The organism is Terriglobia bacterium (assembly GCA_020073205.1).
Classification (GTDB): domain Bacteria; phylum Acidobacteriota; class Polarisedimenticolia; order Polarisedimenticolales; family JAIQFR01; genus JAIQFR01.
Map to the genome: position 1 here is coordinate 1 of JAIQFR010000055.1, position 18,530 is coordinate 18,530.

The window sequence follows — 18,530 nt, forward strand, 5'->3', positions numbered from 1 at the left end:
AGCGTCTCGTCCTGGGGGATGGTGAGCGACGGGCGGTGCTGCTGATACAGGTCGATGTGGTCGGTCTGCAGTCGACGCAACGAGTCCTCGCAGGCCTTGAGGATGTGGTACCGGGACGCACCGGCATCGTTGGGGAGGTTGCCCACCCGGCTGTAAACTTTCGTCGCCACAACCAACTGGTCGCGCTTGCCGCTCTCCTTGAGGAACTTGCCAACGATGCGCTCGCTTGCACCGCTGGTGTACACGTTGGCGGTGTCGATGAAGTTGACGCCGGCCTCCTGGGCGCGGTTGAGGATGGTGAAAGAGTCTTCCTCGTTGGTGGGACCGCCGAAATTCATCGCTCCCAAGCACAACGGGCTGACCATGACGCCGGATCTTCCCAGGCTGCGGTATTCCATAGGTTCCTCCTGTTCAATGGATGGGGTGAGGGGGCTTGGGTTCGGCAGAGGCCACCCTGTGCGCGAAGGCTCCTGCCGCCGGCCCGGCCACCGGGGCAGGATGCCGTAGACCGACGGCGGTGTCAAGATGCAACTCTCGGGGTGGCAATGGCAAGAGATGCCAGGTGGTCGGGGGCACTGGGCGTGCATGGACAGTATTCTTGGAGGGCTTGGGGCAGATGGTGGCAGGCTGCGCAGCGTAGGCCGTCCTCCAGGACGACCAAGGGTACCGTGGGATAGAGCGGACGAGGAGAGAGGATGCATGTCCGGTTGTTTCGGCGACAGGGCTTGACGCGTCCGTTTAGCTCCTATACAGTGTGCCACGATGAAAGCAACCCAATCCGCATTCTACGAGCTGGGGATCTTGATTGGCCGGCTGTTGGGCCACTGGACAGCCTTCGCGAATCGGCCCCGGCAGTTCGGCACGGGGCGCCGGATCTTCCCATCCGAGACATATGCGATCGAGGCCATCGGGCGCGCGCCGGGGATCAACGTGACGTGCCTGGCCGCCGCCCTGGGCGTCACCAAGGGCGCTGTCTCCCAAACCGTCGGCAAGCTGGTGCGGAAGGGGTTGGTCCGCAAGGTCGGAGGGACACATAGCGCGAGGGAGGTGTGTCTCGTTCTGACGCAGCGCGGCGGCGTAGCCTTCCAGAACTGCGAGCGATTCTACCAATTGGCCTATCGCCTCTTCCTCGGGCGGTTCGGGAAAGGGTCCTTTAAGCGGATCCGGCATTTCCGCGAGACGTTCTCGGAATTCTCCGCATTCTTTGAGGAGTTCGTCAGCCGGAGTCCTGCTGACTTTCCGGCATCAAGGAATCGGAAGAAACCTTCGGCGGCAAGTACATAAGCACGAGATCCAGAAAGGGTCCCCTCGGCATGCTGCCACGCATCGTCTCTGATTGGATCGAGCCGTTCAGCGAAGCGCGCTTCCGCAAACCAGCGCGATGGGCTGAGCACCTCCGGCCTACCCTGCCCGATCCACGGGAAGTGGATCTGCTGGCGCGCGGGCTACCCCGAGACGCCGGAAGCCGTCGCCGCGTACCAGGCGCTGCTCGAGCAGAACCTCGTTCGCCCCACGGAGATGAACCTCTGGGTGATGCGCGCGGACGGAAGCGACAAGCGGCAGGTGACGGCCAAGCCCGGCGCCTCGTTCGCGCCCTACTTCACCCCCGACGGCCGGCAGCTCATCTACGCCTCGAATTGGGAGGATCCGCACGGCAGGAATTTCGACCTGTACCTCGTTTCCGTCGAGGGCGGGGAGCCGGAGCGGGTCACCTACGAGGAGACCTTCGACGGATTCCCGGTGTTCAGCCCCGACGGCCGCTACCTGGCGTTCAGCTCCAATCGCGGAGGCAAGGTGAAGGGCGAGACGAACCTGTTCATCGCCGAGTGGCGCAAGTAGACTCCGCCACCGCCCGGGCGGGCTCCGCGACCCCGGCCGCACCCACCCATGGAGCCGCAGCGTATACTCCTTCCTTCGAAGGGAGGAGGCCGCCACGCGCCATGGATGAGGATCGTCTTCGGGCGGTGTTCCGCGCCCTGCACGAGAAGAGGGTGGACTACGCGGTGTGCGGCGCGGTCGCGCTGGGCCTGCACGGCCTCGCCAGGGCAACCGCCGATCTCGATCTGTTCCTTCGCCCGGACAGGGACAACGTCGAGCGCCTGAAGGCCGCGCTTCGCGAGGCGTTCGACGACCCCAGCATCGAGGAGATCTCCGCCGACGACCTCTGCGGCGAGTACCCCGCCGTCCGCTACGTCCCTCCCGATGGCTTCGGCGTCGACCTCCTCACGCGTCTCGGCGAGGCGTTCCGGTATGCCGACCTCGACATCGAGGAGAAGACGATCTGCGGGGTCCCTGTCCGGGTCGTGACCCCACGAACGCTGTGGCGCATGAAGAAGGGCACGATGCGCCCGACCGATCGCTACGACGCCGACGTGCTCGCGGAGAGGTTCGGGTTCCGGGAGGACTAGTGCCCGTTCATCGCTACCGTTCGGTCGACGAGATGCCGCGGCCCTGGCGGGCCGCCGACGATCCGGGAAACTTGCGGGCCGTGGCCTTGATGCTGGCCTTCCACCGGACCCTTACCGCCTCGCGCGAGCGGCGGCCGGGCGTCACCCGGTACCGATCGATCGAAGAAGCCGAGGCCGTTCGTCACGATCGGGTTTCGGGCTGAACGACGGCCCGCCGCTCGCTCCCGCGTGGCTCCGTGCCTCCGGGGGTGTTAGGCTTGAGCGCTCGCTGCTCGAAGGGGCCGAGCAACCAGGTCACGGTCCCGGGTCACGCGAGCGCTCGCCCGAGGGAGTTTCGGCTTCGAACATGAGCGGTCCGGTCATCTGCTTCGGGCAACAGCCGTGCGGCTTCTTTCCGAAGCGGTTCTTCCATTCGAAGGTGGTCACGGCCCGGCGGCTCCAGCGGGAGGTCGGCGGGACGATCGTCTACTTCTGCCACGACAGCGACCACGACTACCGCGAGACGACGACGCCTCTCAGGGACCTCAAGACGGGAGAGCTGAAGCGGCTTAACTTCGACCACGCCAGCAAGCTCCAGAAGAAGTACTCCCCGCTGTACGCGAAGCGGATCCGGCCCGACTGGCAGGAGAGGACCGCCCGCGTGATGCCCTGCTTCGTCGCGCCCGAGCTGGTGGACGTCTTCCGCTCGGTGCGGGCGGACACCGCGGCCGATTTCTGCCTCGACATGTATCGTCGGCTCTCGCTCCTCGACGGCATCGAGGTCGTCCGCTCCGGCGACCCGGAGGTGCGGAGGCGGGCGGTCGACGTGGAGGACTACTACGTCGACGTGGTGTACGAGGGGGAGCTGGTCCGCGCCCGGCGGCAGGGGGAGAGGCTGACGCTCCATCGCGGCGGCGACCTGTATCTCGAGATCCCCTACCGGGAGACCGGGAAGGAGACCATCAGCCCGACCCGGGACACGCGACTGCGGTGGATGCAGTCGGTGGTGCGGTGCACCCACTACGTGGCCGGGCCGGGAGAGGCGGCCTACCTGAAGCAGGAAGAGGCCCCGGAGATCACGTTCGTGGAGCGCGATTTCATCGACGGGGCCCACGACTCCTGGGTGCCCGATGTCCCGTAATCCCCCGTCGCCGCTCCCCGCGACGACCCGCGATCCGCTGCGGATCGCCATCGCCTGCTATCCGTCGGTGGGAGGCAGCGGCATCCTGGCGTCCCAGCTCGGGCAGCAGCTGGCCCTTCGCGGCCACCAGGTGCACTTCGTCAGCTACGAGAAGCCGTTCCGCCTGGACCTGTCCGCGGCGAACGTATTCTTCCACCCGGTGGTGATCAACGAGTACGACCTGTTCCGCTATCCCGACTACACGCTGCCGCTGTCGGCGAAGCTCGCCGAGCTCGGTCGCGCTCACCGCCTCGACCTGATCCACGCGCACTACGCGGTCCCGCACGCGGTTGCCGCCTACCTGGCGCAGCAGATGCTCGGGGAGGCCGCGCCGCGGCTGATCACGACGCTCCACGGGACCGACACCACGCTCATGGGCAAGGACCCCGGATACCAGCCGGTCATCCGGCACGCCATCGAGCACTCCGACGGCGTGACCGCGGTGTCCCGGTACCTCCGGGAGGAAACCCTGATCGCCTTCGGCTCCTGTCGTGACATCCGGGTCATCCACAACTTCTTCGCGCCCACGAGCCCGACGCGCACGCGCCGGCAGGTGCGCGACGAGCTGGGGTTCGGCGACGAGTTCGTGGTGATCCACATGTCCAACCTGCGGCCCGGGAAGCGGATCCACGATCTCCTCCGCGTGATTGCCGCGTCGCGCCACCGCGAGAGGATCCGGCTCCTGATCCTGGCCGGCGGCGACTTCGCCCCGTACCGGCCGCTGGCCGAAGCCCTCGGGATCGAGCCGCGCGTGACCGTATTGGCCTCGGTGCCGGACATCGAGAACTACCTCGACGCCGCCGACCTGGGGCTGTACACCTCGGACCACGAGAGCTTCGGCCTGAGCATCCTCGAGAGCATGTTCCATCGCCTGCCGGTCCTGGCGACGCGCACGGGCGGCGTCCCCGAGGTCGTGGCGGACGGCGAGAACGGGTTCCTCCTGCCGGTGGGGGACATCGAAGGGTTCGCGGGCCGGCTCGACGCCATCATCGAGGACCCGGAGCGCTACCGGTTCCTGGGGGAGAAGGGCGGGGAGCGGGCACGGGCCCTGTTCTCCGCCGAGCGGATCGTCGGCGAATACCTGGACTTCTACCGGCAGGTGATCGAGAGCAAGGAGAGGCCGAGGCGATGAGACGATTCGTGGGCGGCTCGGGGAGGTGGGCGACGATGTTGTTCCTGGGATGGCTGGGGGCCGGGTCCGTGCGGGCGCAGGCCCCGCCGAGACCCGACGCGGCGGAGATCCGGCTCGCGCTCGAGAAGATGAAGGTGCTGGCCAGCGTGCTGTACGTCGCCGCCCACCCCGACGACGAGAACACGCGGCTGATCGCCTACCTGGCCAACGGGCGCCTCGCCGACACCGGCTACCTCGCGCTGACGCGCGGCGACGGCGGCCAGAACCTCATCGGCCCGGAGATCGGCGACCTGCTCGGGGTCATCCGCTCAGAGGAGCTCCTGGCGGCGCGGCGGATCGACGGCGGCCACCAGTTCTTCACCCGCGCGAAGGACTTCGGCTACTCCAAGACTCCCGGGGAGACCCTCGGGATCTGGGACAAGGAGCAGGTCCTCTCCGACGTGGTCCGGGTCTACCGCGAGTTCGAGCCCGACGTCGTGATCACGCGCTTCCCGGCGGCCGGCCGGGAGACTCACGGGCACCACACCGCCTCCGCCGTGCTGGCGCGCGAGGCGATGGCGGCGGCGGGGGACCCGAAACGGTTCCCGGAGCAGCTCGATCGCCTGAGCCCGTGGCGGCCGCGGCGGCTCCTGTGGAACACCTCCCGCTTCTTCTACGACAAGCCCGAGGACCTCAAGACCGAAGGGCTGCTCAAGCTCGACGTCGGCGCCTACAACCCGCTCCTCGGTCTCTCGTATCCCGAGCTGGCCGCGCGGAGCCGCAGCATGCACAAGAGCCAGGGATTCGGCGCGAGCGGGACGCGCGGCGAGGTGCTCGAGTACTTCGAGCACGTCGACGGCGACAGGGCCGAGGCGGACCTGTTCGAGGGGATCGACACCACGTGGGGGAGGATCCCGGGCGGCAAGGCGGTGGGCTCGATCCTGGAGCGGGCCTGCCGGGTGTTCCGGCCCGAGGAGCCTTCGCGCGTCGTGCCGCTCCTGCTCGAGGCGCGCGCAGGGATCGCCGCGCTGCCGGACGGCCACTGGCGGAGCGTGAAGCTTCTGGACCTCGACTCGATCATCGCGGCCTGCCTGGGGCTCTATCTCGAGGCCGCGGCCTCTACCCCCTCGGCCGTCCCCGGCGACACGGTGAAGGTCAGCCTCGAGGCGGCCAACCGGTCGCCCGTCGCGGTCCGGCTCGAGCGCGTGACCCTCGCCGCCGCGGGCACCGACGCTCCCGTCGGGCAGGACCTGTCCGCGCGCGAGGCGTTCAAGAAGACCCTCGACGTCGCGCTCCCCGCGGACCTGCCCGATTCCGAGCCGTACTGGCTCCGGGAGACGGGTACGCCGGGGATGTTCAGGGTCGACGACCCGGCGCTCATCGGGCTCCCGGAGAACCCGCCGGCGCTCGCGGCGGCGTTCGCCCTGGACGTCGACGGGACGCCGCTCGTATTCGTCCGGCCGGTGGTCTACAAGTGGAACGACCCGGTGCGCGGCGAGCAGTACCGCCCGTTCGAGGTGGTCCCGGTGGTCACGATGAGCCTCTCCGAGGGCGTGTTCGTCTTCCCGGATGTCGCCGCGCAACAGGTCTCGGTCACCGTCCGCGCCGGCCGGGCCGGTGTTGCGGGGAAAGCGCACCTCGAGGCGCCCGAGGGTTTCACCGTCAGCCCGCCGTCGCGCGATTTCTCCATCGCCGAAAAGGACGCGACCACGACCCTGACCTTCGAGGTCCGGCCGCCGGACCACGCCTCGACCGGGGCCCTCGAGGCCGTGGCCGAGGTCGGCGGCCGCCGTTACCAGCGGGGGATCGTCCATGTCGAGCACGATCACATCCCGACCCAGCTCGTCCTGCCGCCGGCCGAGGCGAGGCTCGCTCGCGTGGACCTGCGCCGGAAAGGGCAGGCCATCGGCTACGTAGAGGGCGCCGGCGACCAGGTTCCCGCCGGGCTCCGGGCGATCGGCTACACGGTCACCGAGCTGTCCCAGGACGAGCTGGTCCCGGAGCGCCTGCGACGGTTCGACACGGTGATCCTCGGGGTGCGCGCCTACAACACGCTGGAGCGGATCCGCTTCCGCCAGCCGGCTCTGTGGGAGTACGTGAAGGACGGCGGCACCCTCATCGTGCAGTACACGACGGTCCAGGAGCTCAAGGTGGAGGCTGTCGGACCGCTGCCCCTCCGGCTCTCCCACGACCGGGTGAGCGAGGAAGGCGCCGAGGTCCGTTTCCTGCTCCCGGATCACCCGGTCCTCAACGTCCCCAACAAGATCACCGCGGCCGATTTCGAGGGCTGGGTCCAGGAGCGCGGGCTGTACTTCGCCGACCAGTGGGACCCGGCCTACGAAGCGGTGCTGTCGTGCCACGACGCGGGCGAGCCGCCGCGCGACGGCGGCCTGCTGGTCGCGCGGCTCGGCAAGGGGACCTTCGTCTACACCGGCTACTCCTGGTTCCGGCAGCTACCGGCAGGGGTGCCGGGGGCGTACCGCCTGTTCGCCAACCTGATCGCGCTCGGCCACTAGGACGACGGAGCCGGCTCGCATGCCGCTCGACCCCGACAAGGAGAGGCGGATCCTGCGGGACCGTCCGCCGTTCTTCCGGAGGTGGAGCGGCGTGTACGGCGTGGTCCTCGGGTTCCTCGCCTTCCTCGTCCTCCTCTTCTACCTGTTCACGCGGCATTACCGATGAGCGCGCTCGACCTCGTCGTCCTCGTCGGCACCCTCGTGGCGATCGCCGCCTACGGGACCTTCAAGACCCGCGGCCAGCGGGACCTGGAGGGGTATTTCCGCGGCGACCACGCCATGAAGTGGTGGGCCGTCGGGCTCTCCGTGATGGCCACCCAGGCCAGCGCCATCACCTTCCTGTCCATGCCCGGTCTCGCCTACGAGAAGGGGATGGCGTTCGTCCAGAACTACCTCGGCCTTCCGATCGCGCTGGTGATCGTCTCGGTGCTGTTCATCCCGATCTACTACCGGCTCGAGGTCTACACGGCCTACGAGTACCTCGAGAAGCGGTTCGATCTCAAGACCCGCCAGCTGGGGGCGTTCCTCTTCCTGGTCCAGCGCGGGCTGGCGGCGGGCATCACCCTCTACGCGCCGGCGATCATCGTGTCGAGCCTGCTCGGCTGGAACCTCAGCGCCACCATCCTGCTGGTCGGGATCCTCGTGGTCGCCTACACCGTGTCGGGGGGATCGCCGGCGGTCAGCCTGACGCAGAAGCACCAGATGGGCGTGATCCTGCTGGGGATGCTGGCCGCCTTCGTCATGGTCGTGACCTACGTGTCGGCGGAGGTCCCGCTTCCCCAGGCGCTCCGGGTCGCGGGCAAGATGGGGCGGCTCGAGGTGATCAACTTCTCCCTGGACTACCGCGAGCGCTACACCTTCTGGTCGGGGCTGCTCGGCGGGTTCTTCCTGGCGCTGTCGTACTTCGGGACCGACCAGTCCCAGGTGGGACGCTACCTGACGGGCAAGTCCGTGACCGAGAGCCGCCTCGGGCTCATGTTCCACGCCGTCTTCAAGGTGCCGATGCAGGCGTTCATCCTCTTGACGGGGGTGATGGTCTGCCTGTTCTACCAGTTCGTGCAGCCGCCGCTGCTGTTCAAGCGGTCGGCGATGGAGGCGGTCTACGCGACGGCGCGCGCCCCCGAGATGAAGGCGCTGGAGACCCGGTACGCCGGCGTCTTCAGGGAGAAGAAGGACGCGGTGCGGACGCTGGCCCATGCACTCGGCGGACACGACGACGGGGCGGTCGCCGCCGCGCAGGCGCGCGTGAAGGACCTCCTGGGGCGGGCGGAGGACGTGAGGTCCGAGGCCAAGCGGCTGGTGCGGCAGGTCGACCCCGACATGGAAGTCAAGGACACCGACTACGTTTTCCTGACCTTCATCGTGCAGCACCTGCCGCGCGGCCTCGTCGGCCTCCTGGTCGCGGTGATCTTCTGCGCCGCCATGTCGGCGAGCTCGTCGGAGCTCAACGCGCTGGGCTCCACGACCACCGTCGACATCTACCAGAGGCTGCTGCGGCCCGACGCCACCGACCGGCACTACGTGCGGGTATCGAAGGCGCTCACCGCCGGCTGGGGCGTCGTGGTCGTCGGCTTCGCGCTGTTCGCCCACCTTCTCGAGAACCTGATCGAGGCGGTCAACATCCTGGGGTCGCTGTTCTACGGCACGATCCTGGGGATCTTCCTGACCGCGTTCCTGGTCAAGCGGGTGGGGGGGACCGCGGTGTTCCTGGCGGCGCTCGTGGCCGAAGGGACGGTGATCGCGCTCTACTCCACCACCGGCATCGGCTATCTCTGGTACAACCTGATCGGCTGCACGACGGTTCTCGCACTGGGCATCGTCTTTGAGGCCGTCCTGCCGGGGGGAGGGGAGCGGCTCGTTGCTCCCCCGGCGGCTCGGGGTTAGGATCGCCGTCGTCACTTTCGGCTCGCAATCGGCGCTCTCGCCGAGGAGGAAGTCCATGAAGATCGTTCTGCTGTGCGCCGCCGCCCTGGCGCTCTTCGTTCCCTCCACGTTCGCGGAGCTCAAGCTCCCCCGGGTCAGCCAGAAAGGCACGGTCACGCAGGCCGTGGGGCTCACGGACGTCGCCATCACCTACAGCCGCCCCGGCGTGAAGGGTCGCGAGATCTGGGGCGGCCTCGTCCCGTACGACAAGGTCTGGCGCACCGGCGCGAACGAGGCGACGACCTTCTCGGTCAGCAAGGACGTCACCATCGACGGCAAGGCCCTCCCCGCGGGCACGTACTCCCTGCACACCATTCCCGGCAAGGCCTCGTGGACGGTCATCTTCAACAAGAAGGCGGACCAGTGGGGCAGCTACTCGTACGACGCCGCCCAGGACGCGCTCCGCATCGACACCCAGCCGACGGACGGGCCGAGCGTGGAGTGGCTCACGTTCTCCTTCCCCGACGTTGAGTTCGACTCCGCCACGGTCGAGCTGGCCTGGGAGAAGGTGCGCGTGACGTTCAAGATCGGCACCGACACGACGAAGCAGGCGCTGGCCGACATCCGGCAGGCTCTCTCGGGCGAGGTGAAGGAGTGGAACGTCCCGTTCAACGCGGCGAATTTCGCGTTCAACGCGAACGTCGACAACAAGGCCGAGGCGCTGAAGTGGATCGACCAGTCGATCGCCGTGAAGGAGAACTTCTTCAATCTCCGCCTCAAGGCCCAGATGCTCGCCAAGGACGGCAGGAAGGCGGAGGCCGTCGCGATTGCCGAGAAGGCGGTGACGGTCGGCAAGGACGACAAGAACGCCGCGACCGAGATCCCGAACCTGGAGAGGCAGATCGCGGAGTGGAAGGGCGCGCCGGGCAGATAGGGACGCCGCTTTCCCTTCGGGGGCCAGGGCCGCGCCGGACGCGCCCTGGCCCAGCGCGGCCGGCCCCGCCTCAGCGGAGCGATTCGAACAGGAACGCCCGCGCCTTCCGCCAGCGACGCTCCACCGTGGTCTCGCTGATCGACAGGGCCTCGGCGATCTCGGAGACCTTGAGCCCCGCGAAGTAGCGCATCTCGACGACCCGGGCGGAATCCGCGTCGAGGCTCTCGAGGCGTCCGAGAGCCTGGTGCACCTGCAGGATCTCGTCGGGGCGATCGTTGACGGTGCCGTCCCCGTCGCTGAGGGACACCGGCGTGGCGTCGCCGCCGCGCCGCGCCGCGTTTCGCTGGCGGACGAAGTCGACGATGACGGACCTCATCGCCCGCGACGCGTAGGCGAGGAACTGCCGGCGATCCTCGGCCTCGACGCTGCCGGCCTCGATCATGCGCAGGAAGCTCTCGTGCACCACCACGGTGGTGTCGAGAACCGAGTCGCGCCCCCCGGCGCGGAGACGCGCCCGCGCGAGCCTTCGCAGCGTCTCGTACAGCCGGGAGTAGAGCTGCTCCGCCGCGCCCCGGTCGCCGGCGTTCGCTGCGCGGAGCAGGAGCGTGATCTCGCCCAAGGGTCACTCACGATCCGGTGGCGCCGCCGCCGCGACGTCGATCAGCAGCGAAGATTATAAGTCCAATCCGAGCCCGTGCCCCTGAGGCTTCGCGGGGAGACACGGACCCGCTCTCCACCACTGGGGAGCGGTTCGCAGGTGGAGGACCCCTAGCCTGGCGGCGAGGAGCGCGCGATCCACTCGCCCTCGACCGGCTCGTCGGCCATGGCGCGGCGCCTGGCGAGGTTGACCCGGCCGACGTAGCGCCTCTCGCCGAGCCACAGCTCGGGCTCGGCGCGGAGGGTCTCGCGCACCGCCTCCATCCGCTGATCGGCGGGAGGGTGGGTGGCGAGGTAGCGGCGGAGCGCCTCCGGGATCGCCGAGGCGATCTCGACCCAAGGGTCGCGCGTCGGCGCTCGCTCGCGGGGCGCCTCCATCCGGGCCGTTCGAGCGAAGAGCGACATCGCCTCCCACGGGTCGTATCGCGCGCGCGCGACGAGGCGCGCGGCGTTCCGGTCCGCCTCGAGCTCGAGCTCCTCGGCGTAACCTCGCAGCACGAGCTCGTGCCCGAGCCGCGCGAGCGCCGCGATCCCGGGGGAGACGCGCCGGAGCTTCTGCTCGGCCTGCATCCGCTCGATGCAGTGGCGGAGGTCCACGTGGCTGATCTCGTGGCCGATCACGGCGGCGAGCTCCGCCTCGCTCTTCACGAAGTCGAGAAGCCCCTCCATCACGTAGATCCGGCCGCCGGGGACGGCGAAGGCGTTGACCTCGCGCGATCGGACCAGGGCGATGGCGTACGGGATCCCGCCGCGGCTCACGTGGGGCGCGAGCGACTGCAGGACGCGTCTCAGGTACCCCTCCAGGCGCGGATCGGAGCCGACGGGCATGGACGCTCGGATCTCCTTGTCGATCGCGGCCCCGAGCGCCGCCTCGTCGCTCTCGCTCATCCGGGTGAGGTCGAGAATCGGGTGCGTGGCGTCGCGCGCCAGGTCCCCGCCCACCGTGACGAGAGCGTCGAGGTTCCGCCGGTCGGGGCCGGTGCCGCGCATGGCCAGCCACGCGCCGATCAGAACCGCCGCCGTGAACGCCGCGACGAGCGCGAGCCTGAGCGCCGCCCTCATCGCGCCCGCTTCAGCGCTTCCCGGTAGCGCGTGTAGGCGAAGGAGACCACGAGGAGCACGATGCCGAGGACGAAGAACGAGACGATCCGGCCGATCGTGTCGAACTCGGTGAAGGTGCGGTAGAGCGTCATGCCGAGGCCGAGCCCGAGGAGGCCGAGCCCCGCGTACCGCAGCGCCGGGGACTTCGCGAGAAAGCCGGCGCCGGTGGCGATCAACCCCTCGATCGCCCAGCCGACGATCAGTCCGAACCCCGCCCACGTGCGCCAGGCGTAGAGGCCGGCGAGGGCAACGGCGAGGAGCCAGAGGAGGTCCTGCCCTCGGGCCTCGAGCCGGGCCTCGAGGGCCAGGGCGCGCCGCTCGGGCGGGCGCGTCCGGCCGGCCGCCTCGAGTCGACGGCGCACGAGGTAGCCGGAGACGGCGTACGCGGCCACGCCGACGGCGGCGACGGCGAGCGGCCCGTCGACGCCCATCAGCCGGGTCGCGTGCCGAAAATCGAATCCGACCGCACGCACGATCACGACCGCCCCGAGAGCGTACGCCTGCACGCGGAGATCGGCGTCGCGAAGCAGGTACCCGATGGCGAAGAGCACCGCCATCGCGAGGGACCACCTGAGGGCCGCGTTCTCGAGGCCGAACTCGAACCGGACGAAGAGCCCGAGCATCAAGGCCGCGGCGTAGGACAGGACGCGCCCGAAATCCTCGTCCAGGGGGGCCGCGGCGCGAGTCGCCGGGTTCGAGCCGAGCGCCCTGAGACGCCACCAGACGTAGTACGTCGCGGCAATGCAGGGGGCCACCGTGAGCGCCCGCACGGACCATCCCGACACGACGTCCGTCGCGGTCAGGTTCGAGACCGCGAGCGACGCGAGGGACGCGGCGATCGCCGCGTAGCCGGGCAACTTGAGGTGCGGCTCCTCGAGAAGGACACCCACCTCGATGAGGAGCAGCGCCAGGACCATCCAGGCCGGACCGACGACCGCGGGACGAGCCGTGAGCCAGACCAGGAGCGCGACGAGGAAGGCGCCGGCCCACGCGAGGAGCGGCCGGAGGCGCTCCTCGTCCTCGATCAGGAGCGCGCGACCGCGGGAGCGCCGGAAGAAGAGGGTGTAGAGGCCGGCGGCGACGACGATCAGCGCCGGGACGCGAGCCTCGACGGAGCCGGCCATGACCTTCGAGGGGGCGGAGAGCGCCAGCGCCAGCACGGCGGCGAAGAGCGCCGCAATGTACGACTGGACCCTCAGGTCGGCGAGGTCGCGGATCGCCGACACCTCGAAGATCAAGAGCATCAGCACGGCGCAGGCCGGCGCCACCCAGACGCTCGGGAGCTGGACCCAGAGGGCGAGGAAGATCAGCGCGAAGGCGCCGAAGGAAAACGCGGTCGAGATCCGCGCGTCGATCCCCCCCTCGGTGCCTTCGCCGAGCGCGGCCCTCAGCCTGCCGAGCGTGAAGTAGAAGCAGAGGCAGGCCGCCGCCGTCGTCATGAGATGCGTCAGGTCGAAGCCGCCCTCCGGGACGAGCGCGCGCGTCGCGACCTCAGGGACGACGATCGCGGCCATCGGAACGAGGAAGAGCAAGCACCCGAGCCACCGGTGAAACGTGTCCTCGAGGGCGTAGCCGATCAGGAACACGATCTCAGCCTCGGCGAGCCAGACCCACGTGGCCGGCGTGAGATCGAGCCCCACGCCCGCCGCGACGGCGACGAGCGCCGAGGCCGCGGCCGAGTGCACGGGGTGGACGGTGGCGCGCCCGAGCCGCCGCAGCACGGCGGTGGAGACGGCGAACGCCGCGCCGAACGCCGCGAGCGGCTGCCATCCGCTCCCCGGCGCGAACCTGGACCAGGCCATGAACGACAACGACGCGGCGAACAGCGCGTTGAGGAAGGAGAGCAGGGCCGCGCACCGCCTCGCGTACGCCTCGCGCGGCTCCGGCGCGAAATCGGAGACGAGGAAGACGATCCAGTTCACCGCGACGGCGCCGAGTCCGACCCGCAGCGTCTCGGCCGTCATCGCTTCCTGGCGGAGGTACCACAGGAGGAGGCTCCCGTACGTGGCGGCCAGCCCCCCGAAGGCGGCGACGTACCAGCGCCGCCTCAGGAGGTGCAGGACCGTCCCGAACCCGAGAACCGACGCGGCGGCCACCGTGTAGGCGCTGATGCTGTGCAGGACGATCGCGGCGTAGGCGAGGGCGTAGGCGATCGCCGTGAGGCCCTGGTTGTCGTAGCGCAGCGAGTGGAGGATCATCCCGGCGCCCACGGCGAGCAGCAGGGCGAAGCCGGCGGTGGCGCTCTCCACGATCCGGGTGGCCTGAAGCTCGTGGACCGCGTAGGCCGTGGCGTACAGCGCGGCCCAGCCGCCCCCGATGAGCCCTCTCCCGTAGAAAACGTACCGCTCGCGCCGCTCGAGGAAGATCCCCGCGGCGAGGAGCGTGAGCGACACGCCCGTGGCGAGCGCCGCCTTCCCCGACGGCCCCATCACCGTCATCGAGTAGCCGAGGGCGAACGCGACCGCGATCACGACGAGCGCGACGCCGATCCGGTTCGACCACGAACCGCCGATGACGGCTTCCCAGCTCTCGGCGGTCCTCGGCGCCGGCGCCGCCCTCTTCGCCTGGGCCACGGGCCGGGCGGGTGCCTCGACCGGGATCGCCCGCGGTCTCGCGTGGATGGCCTCTGGCACTGCGGCGGAGCGGGCCACCGCAACCGGCGCGGGGGCGGGAGGGACGGGGCGAGGCGCGGCGGCCGGCGCGATTGCCGGAGGCGGAGCGGCGGCGGTAACCGACTCCAGCGACTGGACTCGATGGCGGAGCTTGTCGAGGTCTCCTCTGAGGGTCGCCGCGGAGAATCGGGCGTCCTCTAAGAGCCGGCGCGTCTCTTTCGAGCGACGCATGGCGATCGCGGCGATGACGATCGCGGCGGGACCCACGAAAAGCACGACGATCCCGACAAGGATCCCGAACAGGATGCCAAGGGCCTCCATGGGAACCTCCGGTATTCGGCGCGGGCGAGACCTTCTTGCGGACGGTATCACCCTCGCGTCGTCCCGAACAAGCATTCCGCGCGCGCACCGTCATCGATCCGGCGACGTGCGCGTACAATACGCTGCCCGGCCCGGATCGATGCCGAGCGCTGCCGGCGAAAGGGGGGGAGCCGTGTCGCTGCGCCGCTGGTCGCCGCTGGGAAAGCGGCTCCTCTTCGCGGCCGCGCTCGCCGCCGCCGCCTACGCGAGGGAGGGGAGCGGCGACGCGGTCAACCAGGCCATCGTCTGGCTCCCTTCGGGGGTGGCCATCGCCGGCCTGTGGCTGCTCGGGCTCGGGGAATGGTGGGTGGTCGCGCTGTACACCGTCGTCCAGCGCCTGCTGCTCGGGTACGACCTCGGCGTGACGCTGCCGGCGGCGGTCGGGAGCACCGCGGAGGCGGTGCTCGGCGTGGTCGTCCTCAGGCGGCTCGGGTTCGAGACGGCCTTCGCGCGGCTCCGGGATTTCCTGATCCTCCTCGTAGCGGCGGCTACCGCGCCGGTCGCGAGCATCCTCGCCTCCTGGATCGGCCGGGCGCTCTTCTGGAGTGGCGCGGCCATGCCGTTCTACTCCGGCTGGGGCGGCTGGTGGCGCATGAACGCCCTGGGCGTGCTCGTGGTCGTTCCGGCGGCCCTGACGTGGCTCGCCACCCCGGCGAGGCCGCTCCGTGCACGGCGCGCCGTCCAGGCGGCGCTGGTGGCGCTGGGCATCGTCGCGGCGATCCTCGGGCTGATCCGTCTGGCGCCCGTCAGCGCGACCGGCGTCATGCTGCTGACCGTCGTCCTCCCGCTGTCGCTGTACGCGGGGGTCCGCTTCGGACCCCGGGGAGCGGCGAGCTCGGGAGCCTTGGCGGCGATCGTGGTCGCGATCACGACCAGCCACGGCCTGGGTCCCTACCTCTCGATCTCCCCATCCGAGCGCCATGCGGCGATCCAGGTCTTCGAGCTGATGCTGGTCGCGGTGCCGCTGGTCTTCGGGGCGCTGATCGCCGAGCGGGAAGCCGCCCTCGTCACCGGGGAGCACGCCGAGGAGCTCCGGCGCTCGATCCAGCAGGCCTTGCCGGACGTCACCTACCGAATCCGAAGGGACGGGCTGTGCGTCGACCTGTTTCTCCCGGCTGAGACGGAGGAGCCCATTCCGCGCTCGCGGATCGTCGGCCGAAACGTGCGCGACTTCCTGCAGCCCGATGCCGCCGAGCTCGTCGATCGAACGATCGCCCGCGTGCTGGCGGAGCGGGCGCCGGTCACGGTCGAATACCCCCTCCTCGTCGAAGGCAGGCGGCGCATTCGCGAGGCCCGCTGCGTCCCGTACGGCGACGACGAGATCCTCGCGGTGGTGCGGGACATCACCGACCGCAAGGCGCTCGAGGAGCAGTTCCGGCAATCCCAGAAGATGGAGGCGGTGGGCAAGCTCGCCGGCGGCGTGGCCCACGACTTCAACAACCTCTTGATGGTGATCTTCGGCTACGCGGATGCGATCGCCCACGCCGTTCCGGCGGAGGGGCCCATCCCCTCCCACGTCCGGGCGATCCGGAGGGCCGCCGAACGCGGCGCGGGGCTCACGCGCCAGCTCCTCGCCTACAGCCGGCAGCAGCTGCTCTGCCCGAAGGACCTGGACCTGACCGCCGTGGTGGAGCAGCTCGGCGACATGCTGCGGCGCCTCATCGGCGAGGACGTCCGCCTCGTCACGTGCTACGAATCGGGAGATCTCTGGGTCCGCGTCGATCGCAGCCAGATGGAGCAGGTGATCCTCAACCTCGTGGTCAACGCGCGCGACGCGATGCCCGCGGGCGGGGAGCTCCGCATCGCGACCTCCGCCGTGGACCTCGATGCGTCGTCGGCGAGCGCCCACGACGGCCTGCATGAGGGAGCCTACGCCGCGCTGTCCGTGCAGGACAACGGCACGGGGATGACGCGGGACGTGCAGGCGCGGGCGTTCGATCCGTTCTTCACCACGAAGGACCAGGGGAAGGGGACCGGCCTGGGGCTCTCGATGGTTTACGGCATCGTGAAGCAGAGCGGCGGCGCGGTCTGGCTCGACAGCACGCCGGATTCCGGGACGGTCGTGTGGATCTACCTCCCGCGCGTGGCGGCCCCCGTCGAGACGGCGCGGACCGCGGAGAGCCGCTCGATCGAGCCGGTCGACGCCACCGTGCTCGTCGTCGAAGACGAGCCGGTCGTTCGCGAGCTGGCCCGGCAGGTCCTCACGAACGCGGGCTACCGGGTGTTGCAAGCGACCGACGGCGAGCAGGCGATCGAGGTCAGCCGGCGCCACGCCGGGACCATCGATCTCCTCGTCACCGACGTCGTCATGCCTCGCCTCGGCGGGCGCGAGCTCGTGAGGCGTCTCCTCGCGGAGCGGCCTGACGTACGCGTGATCTTCATGTCGGGGTACCCGGACGACGCGCAGGGCCTCGGGGAGCTCGCCGGACCGGTCGGCGACTTCCTCCAGAAGCCCTTCGCGCCGAGCCGGCTCGTCGAGGCCGCGCGCGCGCTATTGGCTTTGCGGGCGGTCGGCGACGGATCCACCGTAGCGTGAGTGCGAGCAGGAGACCGGCCGGCCGCCCTTCGACGGCCGGAACGCCGTGGATCGGGTGCTCTCCCGAATGGACCTTCCCGGCGGCGCGCCGAGTCCGTCATCGCGGGGGCTTCCCGCGTCGGGTCTCCGTCAGCCGTTTCGGCGGCGAGGCGCCCGCCGAGAGCACGAAGCCGATCCCGTCCTCGACGGAGACGTCGGTGGGGATCACCTCGTCGTCCCGGAGCACCAGGATGTTCCCGATGTAGAGGTGGTTCGTCGGGACGAAGACGACGCGGTAGGTCTCCTCGGTCCCGTCCGCCCGCAGGAGCGCGAACGACCCGGTGAGGAACCCGGGTGCCAGGACCCCCGCCACCCGGGCGAAGACGAACTTCTCGAACGCCTGGCGGGAGCCGGGGCTCCCGAAGCCCGCAAGCACCTTCCGGATCGTCGCGTAGACCGTGCCGACGATCGGGACGCTCTCGAGGACCTCCACGAGGCCGTCGAGCAGCCTCCTTAGCGGTCCCGCCGAGAAGAGGAGCCCCGTGACGAGGACCACCGCCACGGTGAGGGCGAAGCCGATCCCGCGAAGCTCGTGACCCGCGAGGGTCTGGGCGAGCGGCCGCGCGAGCCCGTCCACGTAGGTGAAGAGCCACCAGAGGGCCTTCGCCGTGATGACGATCGGGATGAGGATGATGAGCCCGGCGATGAACTTGTTCCGGAGGCTCACGAGAAGCATCTGCTTGAGGTTCATTGCGGCATTCTAGTATGGAGGGAGCGCGCAGCTCGGGGTGGCGGTGGGAGGGGGAGATATCGGTGAGCTGAGATGGGCGGGCTCAGCGAAAGAGAACGCCATCGCGCTATCCTCCATGTTTGAAATAGGTTAGTCTTGGGAACCGAGACGTCTGGGGGGCTGCGGAAGCTACTGCTTCGGCTGGAGTTTCTGACCAAGGCTCACGAGCAGGCAACCAAGGGTCAGACGCCCGGAGTTGACGGCGGGCGCTACTTCGCTGGTGAGGTCTTCCTTGGTCTTGGACTGGCTGGTCTTGAAGATGTCAGACCATGTGGGAACCGACGACGGAGTCGAGGTGCCCTGGGACATACGGACCTCCTTGCCCCTCTGGGGCGATGAAGTGAAGGGCCATTTCGGAACCGGTTGGGCTCGAGACGGCAATCGAAACCGGGAATTGGTTTCGACCAGGGGTCCATACGTTCTTGGCGATCTCGGGCCGCGCACGCGAGGCGGCGTACCGGCCGCCAGGGGTTCTCGCTCTCGTCAAGCTTCGATGCGAGTTCA

At 69.6% G+C, this 18,530-nt stretch carries 17 protein-coding genes; 11 read left to right on the forward strand and 6 right to left on the reverse strand.

Features of this window, described 5'->3' with window-relative positions:
* A partial coding sequence (locus LAO51_12340) for an aldo/keto reductase (GenBank protein ID MBZ5639526.1) occupies positions 1–398 on the reverse strand: 398 nt, incomplete at its 3' end.
* 403 nt (positions 399–801) lie between these two features.
* Here LAO51_12340 and LAO51_12345 point away from each other — a divergent pair.
* The 10 genes from LAO51_12345 to LAO51_12390 all read left to right on the forward strand — a co-directional run bounded on the left by LAO51_12345 (position 802) and on the right by LAO51_12390 (position 9,991).
* Positions 802–1,284, forward strand: a complete 483-nt coding sequence (locus LAO51_12345) for a MarR family transcriptional regulator (protein ID MBZ5639527.1) — start codon at positions 802–804, stop codon at positions 1,282–1,284.
* 246 nt (positions 1,285–1,530) lie between these two features.
* Positions 1,531–1,839 (forward strand): hypothetical protein, encoded by a 309-nt coding sequence (locus tag LAO51_12350; GenBank protein ID MBZ5639528.1) that lies wholly within the window; start codon positions 1,531–1,533, stop codon positions 1,837–1,839.
* A gap of 101 nt (positions 1,840–1,940) precedes the next feature.
* Positions 1,941–2,408 (forward strand): nucleotidyl transferase AbiEii/AbiGii toxin family protein, encoded by a 468-nt coding sequence (locus tag LAO51_12355; protein MBZ5639529.1) that lies wholly within the window; start codon positions 1,941–1,943, stop codon positions 2,406–2,408.
* Positions 2,408–2,611 carry a hypothetical protein gene (locus tag LAO51_12360; GenBank protein MBZ5639530.1) on the forward strand — a complete coding sequence of 68 codons (204 nt, stop codon included), beginning with the start codon at positions 2,408–2,410 and terminating at the stop codon, positions 2,609–2,611. Before LAO51_12355 ends, LAO51_12360 begins: the two co-directional genes overlap by 1 nt.
* A 143-nt stretch (positions 2,612–2,754) precedes the next feature.
* Entirely contained in the window at positions 2,755–3,528 is a 774-nt protein-coding gene (locus LAO51_12365; protein MBZ5639531.1) for a hypothetical protein, read from the forward strand.
* Positions 3,518–4,699: an N-acetyl-alpha-D-glucosaminyl L-malate synthase BshA gene (gene bshA, locus LAO51_12370; GenBank protein ID MBZ5639532.1), complete on the forward strand. Its 1,182-nt coding sequence runs from the start codon at positions 3,518–3,520 to the stop codon at positions 4,697–4,699. The genes LAO51_12365 and bshA overlap by 11 nt, the downstream gene beginning before the upstream one ends.
* Positions 4,696–7,194 carry a PIG-L family deacetylase gene (locus LAO51_12375; GenBank protein MBZ5639533.1) on the forward strand — a complete coding sequence of 833 codons (2,499 nt, stop codon included), beginning with the start codon at positions 4,696–4,698 and terminating at the stop codon, positions 7,192–7,194. The genes bshA and LAO51_12375 overlap by 4 nt, the downstream gene beginning before the upstream one ends.
* Positions 7,195–7,213: 19 nt before the next feature.
* On the forward strand, positions 7,214–7,360 hold the full coding sequence (locus LAO51_12380; protein ID MBZ5639534.1) for a hypothetical protein: 147 nt from the start codon (positions 7,214–7,216) through the stop codon (positions 7,358–7,360).
* Positions 7,357–9,078 (forward strand): sodium:solute symporter, encoded by a 1,722-nt coding sequence (locus LAO51_12385; protein MBZ5639535.1) that lies wholly within the window; start codon positions 7,357–7,359, stop codon positions 9,076–9,078. Before LAO51_12380 ends, LAO51_12385 begins: the two co-directional genes overlap by 4 nt.
* A 55-nt stretch (positions 9,079–9,133) precedes the next feature.
* Positions 9,134–9,991 (forward strand): DUF2911 domain-containing protein, encoded by an 858-nt coding sequence (locus LAO51_12390; protein MBZ5639536.1) that lies wholly within the window; start codon positions 9,134–9,136, stop codon positions 9,989–9,991.
* Positions 9,992–10,061: 70 nt separating this feature from the next.
* On the opposite strand, the gene LAO51_12395 is transcribed toward LAO51_12390, so the two are convergent.
* From LAO51_12395 to LAO51_12405, 3 genes are all read right to left on the reverse strand, one after another.
* Entirely contained in the window at positions 10,062–10,610 is a 549-nt protein-coding gene (locus LAO51_12395) for a sigma-70 family RNA polymerase sigma factor (protein ID MBZ5639537.1), read from the reverse strand.
* Between the two features lie 149 nt (positions 10,611–10,759).
* Positions 10,760–11,710: a M48 family metalloprotease gene (locus LAO51_12400; GenBank protein ID MBZ5639538.1), complete on the reverse strand. Its 951-nt coding sequence runs from the start codon at positions 11,708–11,710 to the stop codon at positions 10,760–10,762.
* Positions 11,707–14,682, reverse strand: a complete 2,976-nt coding sequence (locus LAO51_12405; protein ID MBZ5639539.1) for a DUF2339 domain-containing protein — start codon at positions 14,680–14,682, stop codon at positions 11,707–11,709. The genes LAO51_12400 and LAO51_12405 overlap by 4 nt, the downstream gene beginning before the upstream one ends.
* 172 nt (positions 14,683–14,854) lie before the next feature.
* Here LAO51_12405 and LAO51_12410 point away from each other — a divergent pair, with 172 nt between their 5' ends.
* On the forward strand, positions 14,855–17,257 hold the full coding sequence (locus LAO51_12410) for a response regulator (GenBank protein ID MBZ5639540.1): 2,403 nt from the start codon (positions 14,855–14,857) through the stop codon (positions 17,255–17,257).
* A gap of 97 nt (positions 17,258–17,354) precedes the next feature.
* On the opposite strand, the gene LAO51_12415 is transcribed toward LAO51_12410, so the two are convergent.
* Both LAO51_12415 and LAO51_12420 read right to left on the reverse strand, forming a co-directional pair.
* Complete coding sequence (locus LAO51_12415) at positions 17,355–17,987, reverse strand: DUF502 domain-containing protein (GenBank protein ID MBZ5639541.1); 633 nt, start codon at positions 17,985–17,987, stop codon at positions 17,355–17,357.
* Between the two features lie 168 nt (positions 17,988–18,155).
* The gene (locus tag LAO51_12420; protein MBZ5639542.1) at positions 18,156–18,335 is read right to left on the reverse strand and encodes a hypothetical protein; all 180 of its coding nucleotides are present in this window, start codon (positions 18,333–18,335) and stop codon (positions 18,156–18,158) included.
* Between the last annotated feature and the right edge of the window lie 195 nt (positions 18,336–18,530).

Excerpts from the sequence above, each read along its gene's own strand:
- LAO51_12355 (MBZ5639529.1), top strand. The coding sequence starts at position 1,941 with ATGGATGAGGATCGTCTTCGGGCGGTGTTCCGCGCCCTGCACGAGAAG.
- LAO51_12365 (MBZ5639531.1), top strand. The coding sequence starts at position 2,755 with ATGAGCGGTCCGGTCATCTGCTTCGGGCAACAGCCGTGCGGCTTCTTT.
- bshA (MBZ5639532.1), top strand. The coding sequence starts at position 3,518 with ATGTCCCGTAATCCCCCGTCGCCGCTCCCCGCGACGACCCGCGATCCG.
- LAO51_12375 (MBZ5639533.1), top strand. The coding sequence starts at position 4,696 with ATGAGACGATTCGTGGGCGGCTCGGGGAGGTGGGCGACGATGTTGTTC.
- LAO51_12380 (MBZ5639534.1), top strand. The coding sequence starts at position 7,214 with ATGCCGCTCGACCCCGACAAGGAGAGGCGGATCCTGCGGGACCGTCCG.
- LAO51_12385 (MBZ5639535.1), top strand. The coding sequence starts at position 7,357 with ATGAGCGCGCTCGACCTCGTCGTCCTCGTCGGCACCCTCGTGGCGATC.
- LAO51_12390 (MBZ5639536.1), top strand. The coding sequence starts at position 9,134 with ATGAAGATCGTTCTGCTGTGCGCCGCCGCCCTGGCGCTCTTCGTTCCC.
- LAO51_12400 (MBZ5639538.1), bottom strand. The coding sequence starts at position 11,710 with ATGAGGGCGGCGCTCAGGCTCGCGCTCGTCGCGGCGTTCACGGCGGCG.
- LAO51_12405 (MBZ5639539.1), bottom strand. The coding sequence starts at position 14,682 with ATGGAGGCCCTTGGCATCCTGTTCGGGATCCTTGTCGGGATCGTCGTG.
- LAO51_12415 (MBZ5639541.1), bottom strand. The coding sequence starts at position 17,987 with ATGAACCTCAAGCAGATGCTTCTCGTGAGCCTCCGGAACAAGTTCATC.
- LAO51_12420 (MBZ5639542.1), bottom strand. The coding sequence starts at position 18,335 with ATGTCCCAGGGCACCTCGACTCCGTCGTCGGTTCCCACATGGTCTGAC.